This is a genomic window from Phenylobacterium sp. (assembly GCF_035276905.1).
Taxonomy (GTDB): domain Bacteria; phylum Pseudomonadota; class Alphaproteobacteria; order Caulobacterales; family Caulobacteraceae; genus Phenylobacterium.
Map to the genome: position 1 here is coordinate 1 of NZ_DATELG010000273.1, position 17,484 is coordinate 17,484.

At 70.0% G+C, this 17,484-nt stretch carries 13 protein-coding genes; 5 read left to right on the top strand and 8 right to left on the bottom strand.

Annotated elements, in window-relative coordinates; all coding sequences use genetic code 11:
- Both VJS38_RS12770 and galE read right to left on the bottom strand, forming a co-directional pair.
- On the bottom strand, nt 1–990 hold a 990-nt coding region (locus VJS38_RS12770), incomplete at its 3' end, for a glycosyltransferase (protein ID WP_324088527.1).
- A gap of 307 nt (nt 991–1,297) precedes the next feature.
- The gene (gene galE, locus VJS38_RS12775; RefSeq protein ID WP_324088528.1) at nt 1,298–2,344 is read right to left on the bottom strand and encodes a UDP-glucose 4-epimerase GalE; all 1,047 of its coding nucleotides are present in this window, start codon (nt 2,342–2,344) and stop codon (nt 1,298–1,300) included.
- Between the two features lie 132 nt (nt 2,345–2,476).
- Between galE and VJS38_RS12780 the strand changes: the two genes are divergently transcribed.
- Nucleotides 2,477–4,735, top strand: coding sequence for a family 1 glycosylhydrolase (locus VJS38_RS12780; RefSeq protein ID WP_324088529.1), 2,259 nt, complete (start codon nt 2,477–2,479; stop codon nt 4,733–4,735).
- 110 nt (nt 4,736–4,845) lie between these two features.
- On the opposite strand, the gene VJS38_RS12785 is transcribed toward VJS38_RS12780, so the two are convergent.
- Genes VJS38_RS12785 through VJS38_RS12800 form a run of 4 tightly spaced genes read right to left on the bottom strand, consistent with a single transcriptional unit; the run spans nt 4,846 to nt 8,384 of the window.
- Nucleotides 4,846–5,052, bottom strand: a complete 207-nt coding sequence (locus VJS38_RS12785) for a hypothetical protein (RefSeq protein ID WP_324088530.1) — start codon at nt 5,050–5,052, stop codon at nt 4,846–4,848.
- A gap of 49 nt (nt 5,053–5,101) precedes the next feature.
- The gene (locus VJS38_RS12790) at nt 5,102–5,731 is read right to left on the bottom strand and encodes a 2-dehydro-3-deoxy-6-phosphogalactonate aldolase (protein ID WP_324088531.1); all 630 of its coding nucleotides are present in this window, start codon (nt 5,729–5,731) and stop codon (nt 5,102–5,104) included.
- Nucleotides 5,728–6,660 carry a 2-dehydro-3-deoxygalactonokinase gene (locus VJS38_RS12795; protein WP_324088532.1) on the bottom strand — a complete coding sequence of 311 codons (933 nt, stop codon included), beginning with the start codon at nt 6,658–6,660 and terminating at the stop codon, nt 5,728–5,730. Before VJS38_RS12795 ends, VJS38_RS12790 begins: the two co-directional genes overlap by 4 nt.
- On the bottom strand, nt 6,660–8,384 hold the full coding sequence (locus tag VJS38_RS12800; protein ID WP_324088533.1) for an IlvD/Edd family dehydratase: 1,725 nt from the start codon (nt 8,382–8,384) through the stop codon (nt 6,660–6,662). The genes VJS38_RS12795 and VJS38_RS12800 overlap by 1 nt, the downstream gene beginning before the upstream one ends.
- Before the next feature lie 171 nt (nt 8,385–8,555).
- Between VJS38_RS12800 and VJS38_RS12805 the strand changes: the two genes are divergently transcribed.
- The 4 genes from VJS38_RS12805 to VJS38_RS12820 all read left to right on the top strand — a co-directional run bounded on the left by VJS38_RS12805 (nt 8,556) and on the right by VJS38_RS12820 (nt 11,604).
- Nucleotides 8,556–8,795 (top strand): hypothetical protein, encoded by a 240-nt coding sequence (locus VJS38_RS12805; protein ID WP_324088534.1) that lies wholly within the window; start codon nt 8,556–8,558, stop codon nt 8,793–8,795.
- 126 nt (nt 8,796–8,921) lie between these two features.
- A complete protein-coding gene (locus VJS38_RS12810) occupies nt 8,922–10,208 on the top strand; it encodes a family 1 glycosylhydrolase (protein ID WP_324088535.1) in 1,287 nt (428 codons plus the stop codon).
- 11 nt (nt 10,209–10,219) lie between these two features.
- Nucleotides 10,220–11,311, top strand: a complete 1,092-nt coding sequence (locus VJS38_RS12815; RefSeq protein WP_324088536.1) for an aldose 1-epimerase — start codon at nt 10,220–10,222, stop codon at nt 11,309–11,311.
- Between the two features lie 17 nt (nt 11,312–11,328).
- Nucleotides 11,329–11,604 (top strand): hypothetical protein, encoded by a 276-nt coding sequence (locus VJS38_RS12820; RefSeq protein ID WP_324088537.1) that lies wholly within the window; start codon nt 11,329–11,331, stop codon nt 11,602–11,604.
- A gap of 1 nt (nt 11,605) precedes the next feature.
- On the opposite strand, the gene VJS38_RS12825 is transcribed toward VJS38_RS12820, so the two are convergent.
- Both VJS38_RS12825 and VJS38_RS12830 read right to left on the bottom strand, forming a co-directional pair.
- Nucleotides 11,606–13,684 (bottom strand): response regulator, encoded by a 2,079-nt coding sequence (locus VJS38_RS12825; protein ID WP_324088538.1) that lies wholly within the window; start codon nt 13,682–13,684, stop codon nt 11,606–11,608.
- A 1-nt stretch (nt 13,685) separates the two neighbouring features.
- Nucleotides 13,686–17,484, bottom strand: a 3,799-nt coding sequence (locus tag VJS38_RS12830) for a response regulator (RefSeq protein ID WP_324088539.1), incomplete at its 5' end; no start/stop codon positions are given.

Genomic DNA, 17,484 nt, shown 5'->3' on the forward strand with positions numbered 1-17,484 from the left:
GTCCCAAGACAGCGCCGAGAGCGCCTTGTCGATCTCCTTCAGCCACTCGCCGCGGATCCGCGACAAGGCCAGGGCCTGGTCACAGGCGTCGATGAATTCCCCGTGGTTCTGACCGACCTTGACCGCCTCCAGGTCGCCGTAGTGGCGGACGACGTCGACGATCGGGGTGGACACCACCGGCCGCCCGCCGGCCAGGTACTCCGGCGTCTTGGTCGGGCTGATGAAGCGCGTGGATTCGTTGATGGCGAAGGGCATCAGCGCCACGTCCCAACCCGCCAGGTAGCGCGGCAGCTCTTCGTAGGTCTTGCCGCCCAGGTAGTGCAGGTTCGGCCGCCGGGGCAGCGTCGCCGGGTCGATCTTCACCACCGGGCCGACGATCACCACGGTCCAGTCCGGCCGCGCGTCAGCCAGCGCGGCGAGCAGCTCCAGGTCCATACGCTCGTCGACCACGCCGTAGAAGCCGAGCCTCGGCCAGGGAATGGCCGCCTGGTCTTCGGGCTCGTCGCGCAGTCGCCGCGCCTTGGCGAAGTGGGCGCGGTCGACGCTGGACGGAAAGGGATGGATATTGGGATGGCGGTCCCGTTTCGCCTCCCAGAGCGAATAGCCGCCGGTGAAGACGACGTCGGCCGCCGCCATCAGCTCACGCTCGAGCGCGCCCAGCCGCGGCGGGGCGAACTTGAAGTTCGCCAGCTCGTCCATGCAGTCGTAGACGGTGCAGACCGTCGCCAGATGCCGCGAGAACGCGAGCATCATCGGCGTGTAGTACCAGCGGATCAGGTCGCTCTCGAGGCCGTCGAGCATCGCGTCCAGGAGCCCGCGCAGGGCCGTCTCGCGCTCCTCGTCGGTGAGCCGTTCGGGCAGCTGGGGCGTGGCGACGATCACGCCGCTGGCGGCGCAGGTCCGGCTCTCCAGCGCCGGCGCGTTGAGATCGGCCTTGAAGACCGGCTCCTCCCAGAAGATCACCCGCCGCCCCTTGGCGAAGCGGGTCATCAGGTGCTGGGGCCGCTGGAAGACGAAATTCCACCGCAGATGGGAGAAGCAGATGAGGGTCTGACGGCCCCGGGAACGCGCTCCGGCTAGAGGTTGCAATGGCGCAGCGCCCTCGGCGCTCGGGAACCACTGAGTGTTCAAGGGCGCGAATCCTTATCTGAAATCGTCGCACGAAGCCCGGTGGAGGTAACCCCCGGCAACTCCATGGGTTCCGCCGCCGGAAGACCCGGCGCGGCGATTTCAGAAGGATCAGAAAATGGTCAATCCAGGCGCGCGAGCGGCCCGTCCGGCGCGTTCCGACGCCTGATCATCGAGCGGGAATCGGCGCCTTGCGCTTGCCCCTCACGCCGGCGCCGTAGAGCGGCTGGCGCTCCCATTTGAGCGCGTCGGCGACGATCTGGTCGAGCGACGAGCGGCTCGCGCGCCAGCCCAGGAGCGCCAAGGCGCGGGCCGGATTGGCGACCAGGCTGGGGGGATCGCCTGCGCGCCTTGCGCCCACGCTGTGCGGCACGGCGTGGCCGACCGCGCGGCCCACCGCCTCGACCACCTCGAACACCGAGGCCCCCTGGCCCGTGCCGACGTTGGCCGCCTCGAAGGCGCCGGCGGCGAGGTCGGCCTCGAGCGCCGCGACGTGGGCGTCGGCCAGGTCGCCGACGTGGATGTAGTCGCGCAGGCAGGTTCCGTCGGGGGTGTCGAAGTCGTCGCCGAACACCGTCAGCGGCTTGCCGTCGCCGAGCGCGGCGGCGATCGCCAGCGGGATCAGGTGGGTCTCCGGCTCGTGCGCCTCGCCGATCAGGCCGGAGGGGTCGGCCCCGGCGGCGTTGAAGTAGCGCAGCGCGACGCCCGTCAGGCCATAGGCCCGGCACTGGGCCTCGATCATCCATTCGCAGGCGAGCTTGGTGTCGCCGTAGGGGCTGGCCGGCGCCTTGGGCGCGGCCTCCGGGATGGTCTCCAGCGGACCGCGTCCGCCCTGGCCGTAGACCGCCGCCGAGGACGAGAAGACCAGCCGGTCGACGCCCTGATCGCGCATGGCGCCCAGCAGCGAGACGGTGCCGGCGACGTTGTGCTCCCAGAACAGGTCGGGCTTGGCCACCGAGCGGCCGACCTCGATCAGGCCGGCGAAGTGGATCACCGCCTTGACCCCGTGCGCGGCGATGGCGTCGCCGAGGGCGCGGCCGTCGCGGATGTCGCCATGCACCACCGGCCCCCAGCGCACCGCCTCGCGGAAGCCGGAGCTGAGGTTGTCGTAGACCACCGGCAGGTAGCCGCGGTCATGGAGCGCCTTGGCGGTGTGAGCGCCGATGAAGCCGGCCCCGCCGGTCACCAGCACGGCGGATTTCGATCCCCGATCCATGCCGGCCTAATACCGCGGCAAAGATCAAGGTTCCATGTACGGCGGCGCCGCTTCGGCAAGGTTGCGGCCGATAGGAACGATTTGAGGCGTCCCGGGCTTAACGGCGGGGATCCATGGGAAAGCCAAGGCCTGATGCGAGCATTGGAGCTGTGGGGCGGTCACGAGCAGACCGTGAACCGCGTCGGCGGGACGTTCCATGACCAGACGGTGCGTTCGGGCCACGAGCACAGGATCGAGGATCTGGAGCGGTTCGCAGCCCTCGGCATCAAGGCCTTGCGCTATCCGGTGCTCTGGGAGCGGGTCGCGCCCGAGGCGCCCGACCGCCTCGCCTGGCAGTGGACGGACCTGCGGCTGGCGAGGATCCGAACGCTCGGGATGCGGCCGATCGCAGGCCTGCTGCACCATGGCAGCGGTCCGCGCTACGTCAGCCTGATCGACCCCGACTTCCCCGAACTCTTCGCCGGCTACGCCCGTGCGGTTGCGGAGCGCTATCCATGGGTCGACGACTGGACCCCGGTCAACGAGCCCCTGACCACCGCCCGCTTCTCGGCGCTCTACGGCCACTGGTATCCGCACGCCGCCGACGAGCGGCTCTTCTGGACCGCGCTGGTCAACCAGATCGACGGCGTTTCGCGGGCGATGGCGGAGATCCGCGCGGTCAATTCTCAGGCCCGGCTGGTGCAGACCGAGGACCTCGGCCGCTGCTACGCCACGCGTGCGGTGGCCCATCAGGCCGAGTTCGACAACACCCGCCGCTGGATGACCTGGGACCTGCTGGCGGGGCGGGTCACGCCGGAGCATCCGCTCTGGCGGCGCCTGAGCGACTTCGGGCTCGGCGACCGGCTGCGGGCCCTGGCCGACGCCCCCTGCCCGCCCGATGTCGTCGGCGTGAACCACTACCTGACCAGCGACCGGCTGCTCGACCACCGCATCCACCGCTATCCGCCGCACCGGGTCGGCGGCAACGCCTTCATGGCCTACGCCGACGTCGAGGCCGTGCGCTGCGCCCTGCCCGCCCCGGGCGGGTTGGAAGGCGCCCTGGAAGCGGCCTGGGCCCGCTACCGCCTGCCGCTGGCGGTGACCGAGAGCCACAACGGCTGCACGCGCGAGGAACAGGCGCGTTGGGTGCGCGAGGCCTGGGAGACCGCGGCGCGGCTGCGGGTGCGCGGGGTCGAGGTGCAGGCGGTGACCGCTTGGGCCCTGCTCGGGACCTTCGACTGGAACAGCCTGCTCACCCGGCCTCTCGGCCATTACGAGGTCGGCGCCTTCGACGTACGCGCTCCCGAGCCCAGACCCACCGGCTTGGCGGCCGAGCTGGCGCGCATCGGCACAGGTCGGGGCGAGCCGCATCCGGCGACCGAGGGCCCCGGTTGGTGGCGACGCGACATCCGCCTGGAGTTCCAGCCGGTGTTCCGCACCGTCGAGACGCCCGAACCGCGCGCCGAGTGGCGCGCCCCGGCGGGCCCGGGCCGACCGCTTCTGATCACCGGCGCCACCGGGACCTTGGGCAAGGCCTTGGCGCGCGCCTGCGAGTGGCGCGGCATCGCCTATCGCCTCACCGGCCGCCAGGAGCTCGACTTGGCCGACGAAGGCGCGATCGGCCGCGTGCTCGACGAAAGCGGGGCCTGGGGCCTGGTCAACGCCGCCGGCTGGGTCCGCGTGGACGAGGCCGAGCGCGAGGCCAAGGCCTGCATGGCGGCCAACGTCGGCGGCGCGGCGCGGCTGGCCCGCGCCTGCCGCGACCGCGGCCTGCCGTTCGCAGGCTTCTCCAGCGACCTGGTGTTCGACGGCCGGCTGCGGCGGCCCTACGTCGAGAGCGATCCGCCCGCGCCGCTGAGCGTATACGGCGCCAGCAAGGCGCGCGCCGAGCGCGAGATCCTGGAGCTCGGCGGCCGGCCGCTGATGATCCGCACCGCCGCGTTCTTCTCCCCCTACGACCCCTACAATTTCGCCGCCCACCTGGTGCGCGCCCTGATCGCCGGCGAGCCGTTCGAGGCCGCCGCGGATCTCGTCGTCTCGCCGACCTATGTGCCGGATCTCGCCGACATGACGCTGGATCTCTTGATCGACGGCGAGACCGGCCTGCGCCACCTGACCAATCCAGGCGCGCTTTCCTGGGCGGAGTTCGCCCGCCACATCGCCACAGCGCTGAACTTGGACGCGGATCTGGTGCGAAACCGTCATTCCGGCGAGTTCGACTGGCCGGCCAGGCGACCTAAGCACGCCCCCCTCGCCACCGAGCGCGGCGAGATCATGCCCGCGCTGGACGGCGCCGTCGCCCGCTACGCCGCGATCGTCGCCGAGGCCGAGTTCGCTCCCGAGGCCGAAGCCCTGGCCGAGGGCGGCGGCCCCTTGAAACCGGCCCGCCGCCAACGGCCGCGGGTGAGCTGATGCGTGCCTGGACCTCGCCGCTCGGGTCCGTCAGCCCGCTGTGCGCCGGGACCGCGCGGCCGCCCGGAACGGAGGATGATGCCGGCGTACGGGCTCCTCAGCGCTGACGCTCAGCCGAGCGGCTTCTGGTAGATTTTCCGCTCGTCGTCTTCGTCGAACTCGTCGTCCTCGGAGAGGAGCTCGTCGAGCGCGTCGATGACGAGGTCGAGCTGTTCCGGCGAGGTGGCGAAGTCGTAGGCCTGGCCGGTCTCGTCCACCAGCTGCAGGACGAAGTCCTCTTCGCGCACGGAAATCGAGAACTTGGCGAGATGTCGCATGGTGGGAGCGCCTCCAATCGACGCGTAAACTGACGGCGGGCGGTTTCGTTCAGCGCAGCGCGCGGGCGGCCTCCACTACGCGCCGGGCCTTCTGCGCCGTCTCGGCCGGCGACTGGCCCGGGCGGTAGAGATCGCCGCCGATGCCGAAGGCGCGCGCCCCCGCCGCCCACCAGTCGGCCATCTGCTCCGCGCCTACGCCGCCCACGGCCCAGACCACCGCCTCGGCCGGCAGCACGGCCTTGATCTGTTTCACGTGCGCCGGGCCAAAGGTCACCGCCGGAAACAGCTTCAAATGCCTCGCGCCCGCCGCGAGGGCGGCGAAGGCCTCGGTGGGCGTCGAAAAGCCGGGCGCGGGGTCCAGCTGCAGTTCGACGGCGCGGGTGATCACCGCAGGCGCAGTGTTGGGCGAAACGATGATGCGCCCGCCGGCGTTGGCCACGTCCTCCACGCTCGCGGCCGACAGCACCGTGCCGCCGCCCACCGTCATCCGGTCGCCCCAGGCCTCGGCGAGCATGCGGATGCTGGCGAGCGGGTCCGGCGAGTTCAGCGGAACTTCCACGCCGCGGACGCCCGCCGCATGGAGGGCCTCGGCGTGGTCGAGGATCTCGTCGGGCCTGACGCCGCGGACGATCGCCACCACCGGGCACTCGGCGAGCGCGTCATCGAGCTTGAGCCTCATGAGCCGATTCCCTTTCGGTACAGGGCGAACAGGCCCGCGACCGCGGCGGGCTCTCCGTCGAAGGTTTCGCAGGCGAGCCCGCGGGCGCGCAGCGCCTGGCCATATAGGGCGCAGAGCGCGGCGTCGCCCAGCACCGCCACCGGCGTCTGCGGCGTCACACCCAGGAGCTTCGGCACGCTGGCCGCCTCGGCGCCGATCAGCAGGCCGGAGAGGTAGGCCGGCGTCGTCTCCGCGGGCCTGCCCCTGCCCACCACCCGCGCGCGGGCCGTGAACAGGCGCGCGGCCAGGGCGTCGCCCTCGCCCGCCGCGCCCAGCCCCTCGGCGAAGGCGGCGGGGTCGTCGGGGGAGGCCTCGCTCTTCAGTACGCTGTGCTTGCGCAGCACGGCGAACAGCTCGCCGGTCATGGCGGTGACGAAATGGGTGAGGCGGCCGTCCTCCAGCACCATCCACTTGGCGTGGGTGCCCGGATGGCAGACCACCTGGCGTCCGCGGGCGCGATCGGGATTGAGCGCCAGCCAGCCGAAAAGCTGGGTCTCCTCGCCACGCATGACATCGCCGGCGCCGCCCAGCCCCTCGCCACGGACGCCGGGAACGATCCGCACCCAATGATCGCCCCCCCCCTCCCTTCCTTCTTCTGGCGCGACCAGCTCGCGCGCCAGGTCGTCGAGGCCGACCGGGCAATCGACGTAGGGCGCGAGCGTCCAGCCGAGGTTGGAGCCGATCATGCCGCAGAGCACCGCCGGCAGGCCTTCGGCGCCGAAGGCGGGACGCACCTGCGACTTGAACCGCGCGACCGCCTCGCCAAGCTCGAGCCCTGCGACCCCGAGCGGAAAATCCTTGCCCTCCAGCACGCGGCCCTGCTCATCGAGCGTCCAGGCGCGCAGGTTGGTGGTGCCCCAGTCGCAGGCGAGCACGGCGGCGTTCGGCATCAGTGGGATTCCCGGGTGACGTCGGCGCTGGACTTGCCCACCAGGAAGTCCAGGTCGACGCCCCTGTCGGCCTGCAGCACCGTGTCGATGTAGAGCCTGTACCAGCCGCGGCTGTAGGCCGGCGGCCGGCGCGCCGTCTCCCAAGCGGCGCGCCGACGCGCAAGCTCGGCCTCGTCCACCAGCAGGTCGAGCTTGCGGTCAGGTCCGTCGAGCGCGATCTCGTCGCCCGTCCTGACCAGCGCCAGCGGCCCGCCGGCCGCCGCTTCCGGAGCCACGTGCAGGATCACCGTGCCGTAGGCGGTGCCGCTCATCCGCGCGTCGGAGATGCGGACCATGTCGCGCACGCCGTCGCGCAGTAGCTTGGGCGGCAGGGCCATGTTGCCGACCTCGGGCATGCCCGGATAGCCCTTCGGCCCGCAGCCCTTGAGCACCAGGATCGAGGTCGCGTCGACCGCCAGGTCGGGATCGTCGATGCGGGCGTGGTAGTCCTCGATGGTCTCGAAGACCACCGCCCGGCCGCGGTGGGTGAGCAGCGCCGGCGTCGCCGCGCTCGGCTTGATGATGGCGCCGTCCGGACAGAGGTTGCCGCGCAGCACCCAGACGCCGGACGACGGCCCGATCGGCGCCTCGCGCGTGCCGATCACCTCGCGGTTCCAGACCTGGGCCTGCTCGGCGATCTGGCCGATGGTCAGGCCGGAGGCGGTCATCGCCTCGCGGCGCATCAAGGACCCGAGTTCGCGCATCACCGCCGGCACGCCGCCAGCGTAGCAGAACTCCTCCATCAGATACTTGCCGGACGGCATCAGGTTGACCAGCAGGGGGACCTCGCGGGCGAGTTCGTCGAAGTCGTGCAGGTCGAGCGGTACGCCCACCCGCCCGGCCAGCGCCAGCAGGTGGACCACCGCATTGGTCGAGCCGCCGCAGGCCGCATGCATCAGGATTCCGTTCTCGAACGCCTCGCGGGTCAGCAGCTGCGACAGGCGGATGTCCTGCCGCACCAGCTCGACGATGCGCGCGCCGGTCATGTGCGCCAGCGCCTTGCGGCGGGAGTCCGCGCCCGGCAGGGAGCCGTTCATCGGCAGACAGAGCCCCATGGCCTCGATCGTGGTCGACATGGTCGAGGCCGTGCCCATGGTGTCGCACACCCCGTTAGAGCGGCTCATTCCGGCCTCGGCGCTGATGAATTCGGCGAGCGTCATCTCGCCGGCCCGCACCATCTCGGAGAACCGCCAGACGTCCGTGCCCGAGCCGATGTCGCGGCCGCGGAACTTGCCGTTCAGCTGCGGCCCCGACGACAGCACGATGGTCGGCAGGTCGACGCTGGCCGCGCCCATCAGCTGGCCGGGGGTGGTCTTGTCGCAGCCGCCCAGCAGCACCACCCCGTCGATCGGATTGGCGCGGATCGACTCCTCGACCTCCATGGCCAGGAGGTTGCGGAACAGCATCGCCGTCGGCCGCATCTGGGTCTCCGGCAGCGACATGGCCGGAAACTCGATCGGCACGCCGCCCGCCTCCCAGACGCCGCGCTTCACGAACTCGGCGAGCTCGCGCAGGTGGACCTGGCAGGTGACGAGCTCCGACCAGGTGTTGCAGATCCCGATGATCGGGCGGCCGTCGAAGACGTGCTCGGGCAGGCCCGTGCCCTTGATCCAGCTGCGATGGATGAAGCCGTCGCGGTCGAGCTTGCCGTAGCTTCGCTGGCTGCGCAGCGGTTTGTCGGCCATGGCGGAACCCTTCCCGAGGCTCGTGGTGCGGCTGCCGGCTAAACCCCTGCGCCAGGTCTCAGGTTCAGGCCGCCAGGCCCGCTCGTGCGACAACCTGACTTCGACGTTTCGCCTCCATTCAGGATCGGCGGCCCATTATCTTGAACACAAGATTCGGGAGGGGATCCCGCCATGACCTTGTCCAGCTACTCCGACGTCTTTTCCATCAACCACGACCGCGACCACGCCGAGGACATCCGCGCCGGCGATCTGGTGCGCACGGGGCCGAACCTGTTCCCGCATTTCGAGGTCGTCGCGGTCAACGGCGACAAGGCCTGGGTGCGCAATGTGCTGAACGGCGCAGACCACCTGGCCCTGTTGTCACGCTGCCGCAAGATCAACGGACAACCGGCGGCGGAGGCTGGCGAATAGGCGCCGCCGCGCCGATCTGCAGATCGCGAGCACGGCGCGTGAACCGGCGGCCCGGCGCGGAGTTTTAGCCGAACGGGGCGCCCACGGGCGTGGCCCAGTTCGGAGGGATGCGCCATCTCCGCTTTCATGTTCGCGACGGGGATCGAAAACAGCGTCCCCAAGATCAAGGGCGGCCGCATCCGCGTGGACGAGATGGAGTCCTGCGGCCACTATCGGCATTGGCGTAAGGACTTCGACCTGGTCGAGGAGCTCGGCCTGCGCTTCCTGCGTTACGGGCCGCCGATCCACACCACCGTGCTCGGCCCCGACCGCTACGACTGGGAGTTTGCCGACGTCACCTTCGCCGAGCTGCATCGCCGCGACATCATCCCGATCGTCGACCTCTGCCACTTCGGCGTGCCGGACTTCATCGGCGACTTCCAGAACCCGGACTTTCCGGAGCTCTTCGCCCGCTATTCGGCGGCCTTCGCCCGGCGTTTTCCGTGGGTCCAGCTCTACACCCCGGTCAACGAGATGTTCATCTGCGCCCAGTTCTCGGCCAAGTACGGCTGGTGGAACGAGGAGGGGACCACTGATCAGACCTTCGTCAACGCGCTGAAGCACATCGTAAAGGCCAACGTGCGGGCGATGCAGGAGGTCCTGAAGATCCGCCCGGACGCGATCTTCATCCAGAGCGAGTCCTCGGAATACTTCCACGCCGAGAACCCCGCCGCGATCAAGCCGGCCGAGGTCGAGAACTCCAAGCGCTTCCTCTCCCTCGACCTCAACTACGGCCACCGCGTGGACTCGGAGATGTACGAGTACCTGATGGACAACGGCTTGACCCGGGACGAGTATCACTTCTTCCTGGGCAACGCGCTGCACCACCACTGCATTTTGGGCAACGACTACTACTGGACCAATGAGCACCGGGTCGCGGCCGACGGCATGACGCGCGCCTCGGGCGAGATCTTCGGCTATTCGGAGATCACCCGGCAGTACTACGACCGCTACCGCCTGCCGGTGATGCACACCGAAACCAACATCGCCGAGGGCGCGAACGGCGACGAGGCGGTGAACTGGCTCTGGAAGGAATGGGCGAACGTCCTGCGCGTGCGCAACGACGGCGTGCCGACCGTCGGCTTCACCTGGTACTCGCTGACCGACCAGATCGACTGGGACACGGGCCTGCGCGAGGCGAACGGGCGGGTGCATCCGGTCGGGCTCTATGACCTCAACCGCGACATCCGCCCCGTCGGCCGGTCCTACAAGCAGCTGATCAGCGACTGGCGCGAGGTGCTGCCGACCCAGAGCATCTGCCTCGCCGTTCCCGTGGTGCCGCCGTCCGAGTACGAAGGCCGAGGCGCCGAACGCCAGCGGCATGAGGCGGACCGCCTGCGCGCCTACGAGCTGACGAGCGAAAAGCGCCATTGAAGGAGAGCCGGATGGGGCAGCCTGTCACGATCGGCGGCGCCCCCGTCGTCTCGCTGCAGGCGACCGACGCGCCGGCCGCGGGCCCGGCCTTCCTGACGGCCGATGTCCTGCCGGGACGTGGCTTCATGCTGCTGCGGGCCGGCCTGCGCCTGCCGTCGGGGAAGATGGCGGAGGGCGTCCAGGGGCCGGCCCCCGCGCAGGCGGCCAAGGCGCTCGACGGCGGGCCCGACGACTTCGCCGGCAATAAGGCCTTCAGCTTCGGCGGGGCCATCCTCGCCCCCTACGCCAACCGCATCCGCGGCCGCGACCTCCCCGGCGCGCGCGCGATCGAGACGCAAGTCGACGGGCGGACGGTGCGTCTGCCCCGCAACTGGGGCGGCAAGGCTCCAGGGGCCGAGCAATACGCCATGCACGGCCTGATCCTCGATGCGCCGGTCGCCTGGGAACAGGCGGCGCCGGATCGCGTCACCGGCCGGCTCGGCGCCGGCGACTTCGGCGGCCGCTGGCCCTCGCTGAGCGCCTTCAGCTTCGAGTGGCGGCTGCAGGGCGGCGCGCTCCACCTCGCCGTCACCGTCCGCAACGTCGGCGACGAGCCGCTGCCCATGGGGCTTGGGTGGCACCCCTATTTCGCCATTCCCAGCGGCCGGCGCGACCAGGCGCGCCTGCGCCTGCCCGCGGCCCGGCGGGTCGAGGTCGACGACTACGACCAGGTGCTGCCGACCGGCCGGCTTCTGCCCACGGAAGGCTCGGCCTATGACTTCAACGCCGCCGACGGCCGCGCCCTGGGCGACCTCTACCTCGATGATTGCTTCACGGGGCTGCGGCGCGAGGCGAGCCTCGCCGTCGTCGAGCTGATCGACCCGGCGGCAGGCCTCGGCTTCAGGATCACCTCGCCCACGCCGCAGGTGCAGGCGGTGCAGGTCTACGCCCCGCCGGGCGAGGCGTTCGCCGCCATCGAGCCGCAGTTCAACCTGGCCGACCCGTTCGGCGACGTCTGGTCCGCGGGCGCGGACACCGGCATGGCGCGGCTCGCGCCTGGCGATCACCTGACCTATGAGGTCCGGGCGCACCCCTTCCTTGTGGGGAACCCTTCCGGCAATTGAGGGTTCTGGGGCTTCCCATGAAGCAAGTCTCCATTCCCTCCGCGCCGAATGCGGACGGCAAGGTCGTCGACTTCGACGAGGCGTTGCTCGACGCCTGCACGCCCGCGCAGCTCGACGAGGTCATGGCCGAGGCCGAGCTCCTCACCCAGGCCTTCGCGCCGGACGGCCGCGCGGCCCAGATCGAGGCGCTGGCGCGCAGGCTGCAATCGGGCGTCAGCGACCTGGAGTTCGGCCGCGCCCATGCCCGCCTGCTCGCCGCCGCGCTGCGCCGGCTGGCGCACCAGGCAGAGTGAGTCAGGCCGCCGCCCAGCCCGGCGCGCGCGCGCGCCTCGCCGGGCCCAGCAGGCTGCGCAGCTTGGCCGCCACCACCGCCGTCTCGTAGGGCTTGTCGAGAAGCTCGAACTCGACGTCCTCGGTCCCGGCGCGCTCGCCGACGAAGCCCGAGCTGAGCAGGATCGGCAACCCGGGGCGCAGCTCGCGGGCGGTGCGCGCCAGGCTCACGCCGTTGACGCCGCCGGGCATCACCACGTCGGTGAACAGGAGGTCGATGGACGCCGGCGACTTCAGGATCGCCAGCGCCTCGGCGGCGTTGGTCGCGCAACTCACCTGGTAGCCGAGCCCGCTGAGGAGATCGAGGGTGAGCGAAAGCACCGTCGGATCGTCCTCCACCAGCAGCACCTTCTCGTCACCGCCGATGATCTCCGGCCGCGCGGCGTCGGGCCTGGCGGCCTGCACCTCCTGATCCGACAGCGGCAGCCGCAGGCGGAAGGTCGACCCCGCGCCGGGATCGCTGTCCAGCCGGACCTCGCCCTCGGACTGGCGGACAAAGCCGTAGACCTGCGAAAGGCCGAGGCCCGAGCCCTTGCCGACCTCCTTGGTGGTGAAAAATGGCTCGAACACCCGCTCGCGAACCTCCGGGATCATGCCGACCCCGGTGTCCTGGACCGAGATCGCCACCCATTCGGCGCCCTCCTCCGCCGCCGCGGGCTCGCGCGCGGTGCCGATCGACAGCACGCCGCCCTCGGGCATGGCGTCGCGGGCGTTGACCGCAAGGTTGAGCAGCGCCGTCTCCAGCTGGGTCGGATCGACGTGCGCGCAGAGGCCCTCCTCCGTCAGGGCCAGGTCGAGGGTCACCGCCTCGCCGACCGCCTGCTGGATCAGCGGGGCGAAGTCGCGGATCAGGGCGTTCACGTCGAGGGTGACGGGGCTGAGGTGCTGGCGGCGCGAGAACGCCAGGAGCTGGCGGGTGAGATCGCGGCCGCGCTCGGCCGCCTGGCGGATGGCCTCGACGCGGCGGGCCCGGCGGGCCTCGTCCTCGGCCCGACGCGCCAGCATGTCGACATTGCCCAGCACGACGGTCAGCAGGTTGTTGAAATCGTGGGCGACGCCGCCGGTAAGCTGGCCCACCGCCTCCATCTTGCGCGCCTGGGCGAGCTGCTCTTCCAGCAGGTGGCGGTCCGTGGCGTCGAGTATGACGCTGAAAAACTCCCGCGGGGCGCCGTCGACGGCCGGCGCCAACACGCCCTGGTCCTGCAGCACCCGGTACTGCCCGTCGGCGCAGAGCCAGCGGAACTCGCAGGCGTAGCGGCCCGTGCGGACCGCGCCGTCCAGGGCCTCGATGACCCGCTCCTCGTCGTCGGGATGGATGCGGCTCAGGCCGAATCCGGCCTCCTCGAGGAAGCGGGCGGCGGGGAAGCCGGTGATCGCCTCGATGGTCTCGGACACGAACTGCGGCGCGTACGGCGGCTCGACCGCGCGCGAGGTGAAGACGAGCGGCAACGATTGCAGGATCGCCTCCTGCCGCGCCTCGGTCCGGCGCAGCGCCCGCTCGGTCTGCGCCTTCTCCGCCTTCACCATGGCATGCTCGTCGAGCAGCCATTGCTGGTAGGCGGACTGGCGCTTCACCTCCTCGGTCTTCAGGTAGAGGTCGACCAGGACGGCCACCTTCGACTTCAGGATGAACGGGTCGACCGGCTTGAACACCACATCGACGGCCCCGGCGGAATAGGCCTGGAAGACGTGGGCCTCGTCGCGGAAGATCGCCGTCAGGAAGACGATCGGCGTACGGCTGGTGCGCTTGCGCGAGCGGATCAGTTCGGCGGTCTCGTAGCCGTCCATGCCCGGCATGTGCAGGTCGAGCAGGATGACGGCGAACTCCTCGGTAAGCAGGCGCCGGAGCGCCTCCTCGCCGGAGCGCGCCACCACCAGCTCGTGGCCGAGCTCCTCCAGCGCCTGCACCGCGGCGAAGGCGTTGCGCTCGTCGTCGTCGACGATCAGGATCCGCGCCTCGAGGGGCGTCGCGAGGTCAGGCGGAGACGTTCGCTCCGCCCGCTCCGGCCACGTCGGACCGGAGCCGATGGGGCTTGGGGTCACGTCAGCTCGCTTGCGGCATCATGGGCACGACGCTGTCGCTGACCAGCTTCAGCGCATCCGCCCGTTGGATCGAGACGCGCAGCACCGACACCAGGTGGTCGATATCCACCGGCTTGGAGACATAGTCGGATGCGCCGGCCTGGATGCACTTCTGGCGGTCTCCCTTCATCGCCTTGGCCGTCACCGCGATCACGGGCAGGTCGTGCATCGCCTCCCGCGCGCGGATCTCGCGAATGGTTTCATAGCCGTCCATATCGGGCATCATGATGTCCACAAGCACAACATCGACGTCGGGCTTGGCGTCCAGGATCTCGAGGCCGACACGGCCGCTTTCGGCATAAGAGAGCTCGATGCCGTACTCTTCGAGCGCCGAGGCGAGCGAGAAGATGTTGCGGATATCGTCGTCGATCACCACGATCTTGCGGCCGGAAAGCACGGCGTCTTCCTGTTTCGGCTGATTGAGCTTGGCCTTGGCCTCGGCCGGCAGCCGCTCGATCGGCGCGTGCAACAGGAGGCTCGCCTGGTCCACCAGCCGGTCGGGGGTGCGCGCCAGGCGCACCAGGCCGCCGAACACCGCCAGCCTGAGGCGCCGGTCGTCGTCCGGCTCAAGCTCGCCCCCGGCGTAGACCACGGCGGGGATCATGCGGCCGTCGCTCTGCTTCAGGAGGTCGATGAGGTCCGCCACGCCCACCGCCCGGGCGTCGATCACCAAGCCATCCGGCCGCTCGCCCGCGGGCCTGGCCAGCACGGCGGCGAGGTCGGCGCTCAGCTCGACCTCGGTGAAGCACTGCCGCAGCAGCTCGGCGGCCTCGCTCTCGCCGCCCACCAGCACCACGCGACGCTCGGCCTTTTCGACGAAGCTCTTCACGCCCTGCAGGGTCGAGACCACCACCTCGCGCTCCACCGGCTTGTGGGTGAAGCCGAAGGCGCCGATGGAGAGGCCGAGGCCCTTCTGGTCGTCGGCCGAGATGACGTGCACCGGGATGTGCCGTGTCTCCGGCGTCCGCTTCAAAAGGTCGAGCAGGGCCAGGCCGTCCATGTCCGGCAGGCCGATGTCGAGCATGATGGCGTCCGGCCGGAAGCGGCGGGCGAGCGAGGGCGCCGCCGCCCCCTCCCCGGTCACCACGCCCTTGAAGCCGCTCTCGTGCACCAGGCTGAGCAGGATCGAGGCGAAGCGCGGGTCGTCCTCGACGATCAGCACCACGCTGTCCCCCGAGCCGATGGCGTCGCGGTCGTCGGCGACGGCCTCGGCCGGATCGTCCGACAGGCTTACCGGCAGCAGCGGCCGAAGCGTCGGCGCCGCCAGCGACCGCGACACGGTCAGCTGGGCTGGGCTGAAGTTCAGGGGCAGGTAGAGGGTGAAGGTCGAGCCTCGGCCGGGCTTGGAGACCACCCGCAGCTCTCCGCCCAGCATCCGCGTGATCTCGCGGCTGATCGACAGGCCCAGGCCCGTGCCGCCGTACTTGCGGCTGGTGGTGCCGTCGGCCTGCAGGAACGGCTCGAAGATGATCCGCTGCTTCTCGTCGGGGATGCCGATGCCCGTGTCCTCAACGGAGATGGCCAGCACCTGGCCTGCGGTGTTGAGGTGGTCGTTCGTCGGGTTCCAGCCGGACTGGGCGCGGGCGACCCTCAGGCGGACGTGGCCGCGCTCGGTGAACTTGAAGGCGTTCGACAGCAGGTTCTTGATCACCTGCTGCAGCCGCTTGTCGTCGGTGTACATCGACCGCGGCAGCGCCGCATCGAGGTCGATCTGGAAGTCGAGCCGCTTGTCGGCCGCCAACTGCCTGAACATCCGGTCGACCTGGTCGCGCAGCGAGGCGAACGACATCTCGCCGATGTCGAGCGTGACCGTGCCGGATTCGATCTTCGACAGGTCGAGGATGTCGTTGATCAGGCCCAGGAGGTCAGTGCCCGCGTCGTGGATGTTGTGGGCGAACTCCACCTGCTTGTCGGAGAGGTTGCCCTGGCCGTTGTCGGCCAGCAGCTTCGACAGGATCAGCAGCGAGTTGAGCGGCGTGCGCAGCTCGTGGCTCATGTTGGCCAGGAACTCGGACTTGTACTTCGAGGTCAACGCCAGCTGTTCGGCCTTCTCCTCGAGGGCCAGCTTGGCCTGCCCGACCTCGCGGTTCTTGGCCTCCACCTGCTGGTTCTGCACCGACAGCAGGTGCGCCTTCTCCTGCAGTTCGGCGTTGGTCTGCTGCAGCTCCTCCTGCTTGGCGCGCAGCAGCTCTTCCGATTGGCGCAGCGAGGCGGCCTGCTGCTCCAGCCGGTCGTTGGTCTTCTTCAGCTCCTCCTGCTGGGCCTGCAGCTCGGAGGTGAGCAGCTGCGACTGCTTGAGCAGGCCCTCGGTCCGCATGTTGGCGGCGATGGTGTTCAAGACGATGCCGATGGATTCCATCAGCTGGTCGAGGAACTGCTGCTGGGTCTCGTTGAACTCGCCGAAGGTGGCGAGCTCGATCACCGCCTTCACCTCGCCTTCGAACAGCGCCGGCAGGACGATGATGTTGGCCGGCGAGGCCTCGCCCAGGCCCGAGGAGATCTGCACATAGTCCTTGGGCACGTTGGTCAGCAGGATGCGCGACTTCTCGTAGGCGCACTGGCCGATCAGGCCCTCGCGCAGCTTGAACTGGCTGGCCAGGTGCTTGCGGTTGTTGAAGGCGTAGGAGGCCGCCAGGTTCATGACCATCTGGCTGTCGTCGTCGCGGTCGGAGATGTAGAAGACCGCGTGCTGGGCGTTGATCAGCGGCGCCAGTTCCGAGAGCACCAGGTTCGAGACCGTCGACAGGTCGCGCTCGCCCTGCAGCATCCGCGTGAACCGGGCGAGGTTGGTCTTCAGCCAGTCCTGCTCGGTGTTCTTCAACGTCTGATCCTTCAGGTTCCGGATCATCTCGTTGATGTTGTTCTTCAGCTCCTCGACCTCGCCCGACGCCTCGACGGTGATCGACCGCGTCAGGTCGCCCTTCGTCACGGCGGTGGACACCTCGGCGATGGCGCGCACCTGTGTGGTCAGGTTGGCGGCCATGGCGTTGACGTTGTCGGTCAGGTCGCGCCACAGGCCCGCCGCGCCCGGCACCCGGGCCTGGCCGCCCAGCTTGCCCTCGATGCCGACCTCGCGGGCGACGTTGGTCACCTGGTCGGCGAAGGTGGCGAGCGTCTCGATCATGCCGTTGATGGTGTCGGCCAGCGCCGCGATCTCGCCCTTGGCGTCGAGGGTCAGCTTGCGCTTCAGGTCGCCCATGGCCACCGCGGTCACGACGTCGGCGATGTTCCGGACCTGGCCGGTCAGGTTCGCGGCCATCATGTTCACGTTGTCGGTGAGGTCCTTCCAGGTGCCGGCGACGCCGGGCACCTGCGCCTGACCGCCGAGCTTGCCCTCGGTGCCGACCTCGCGCGCCACGCGGGTGACTTCCGAGGCGAAGGCGTTCAGCTGGTCCACCATGGTGTTGATGGTGATCTTCAGCTCCAGGATCTCGCCGCGCACGTCGACGGTGATCTTCTTGGAGAGGTCGCCGCGCGCCACGGCGGTGGTGACGTCGGCGATGTTGCGGACCTGGCCGGTCAGGTTGCCGGCCATGAAGTTCACGGAGTCCGTGAGGTCCTTCCACGTACCGGCGACGCCCTTCACGTTCGCCTGGCCGCCCAGCTTGCCTTCCGAACCCACTTCGCGGGCCACGCGGGTCACTTCCGACGCGAACGCACGGAGCTGATCCACCATGATGTTCACGGTGTTCTTCAGCTCAAGAATTTCGCCCTTCACGTCGACGGTGATCTTCTTGGAGAGGTCGCCGCGCGCCACGGCG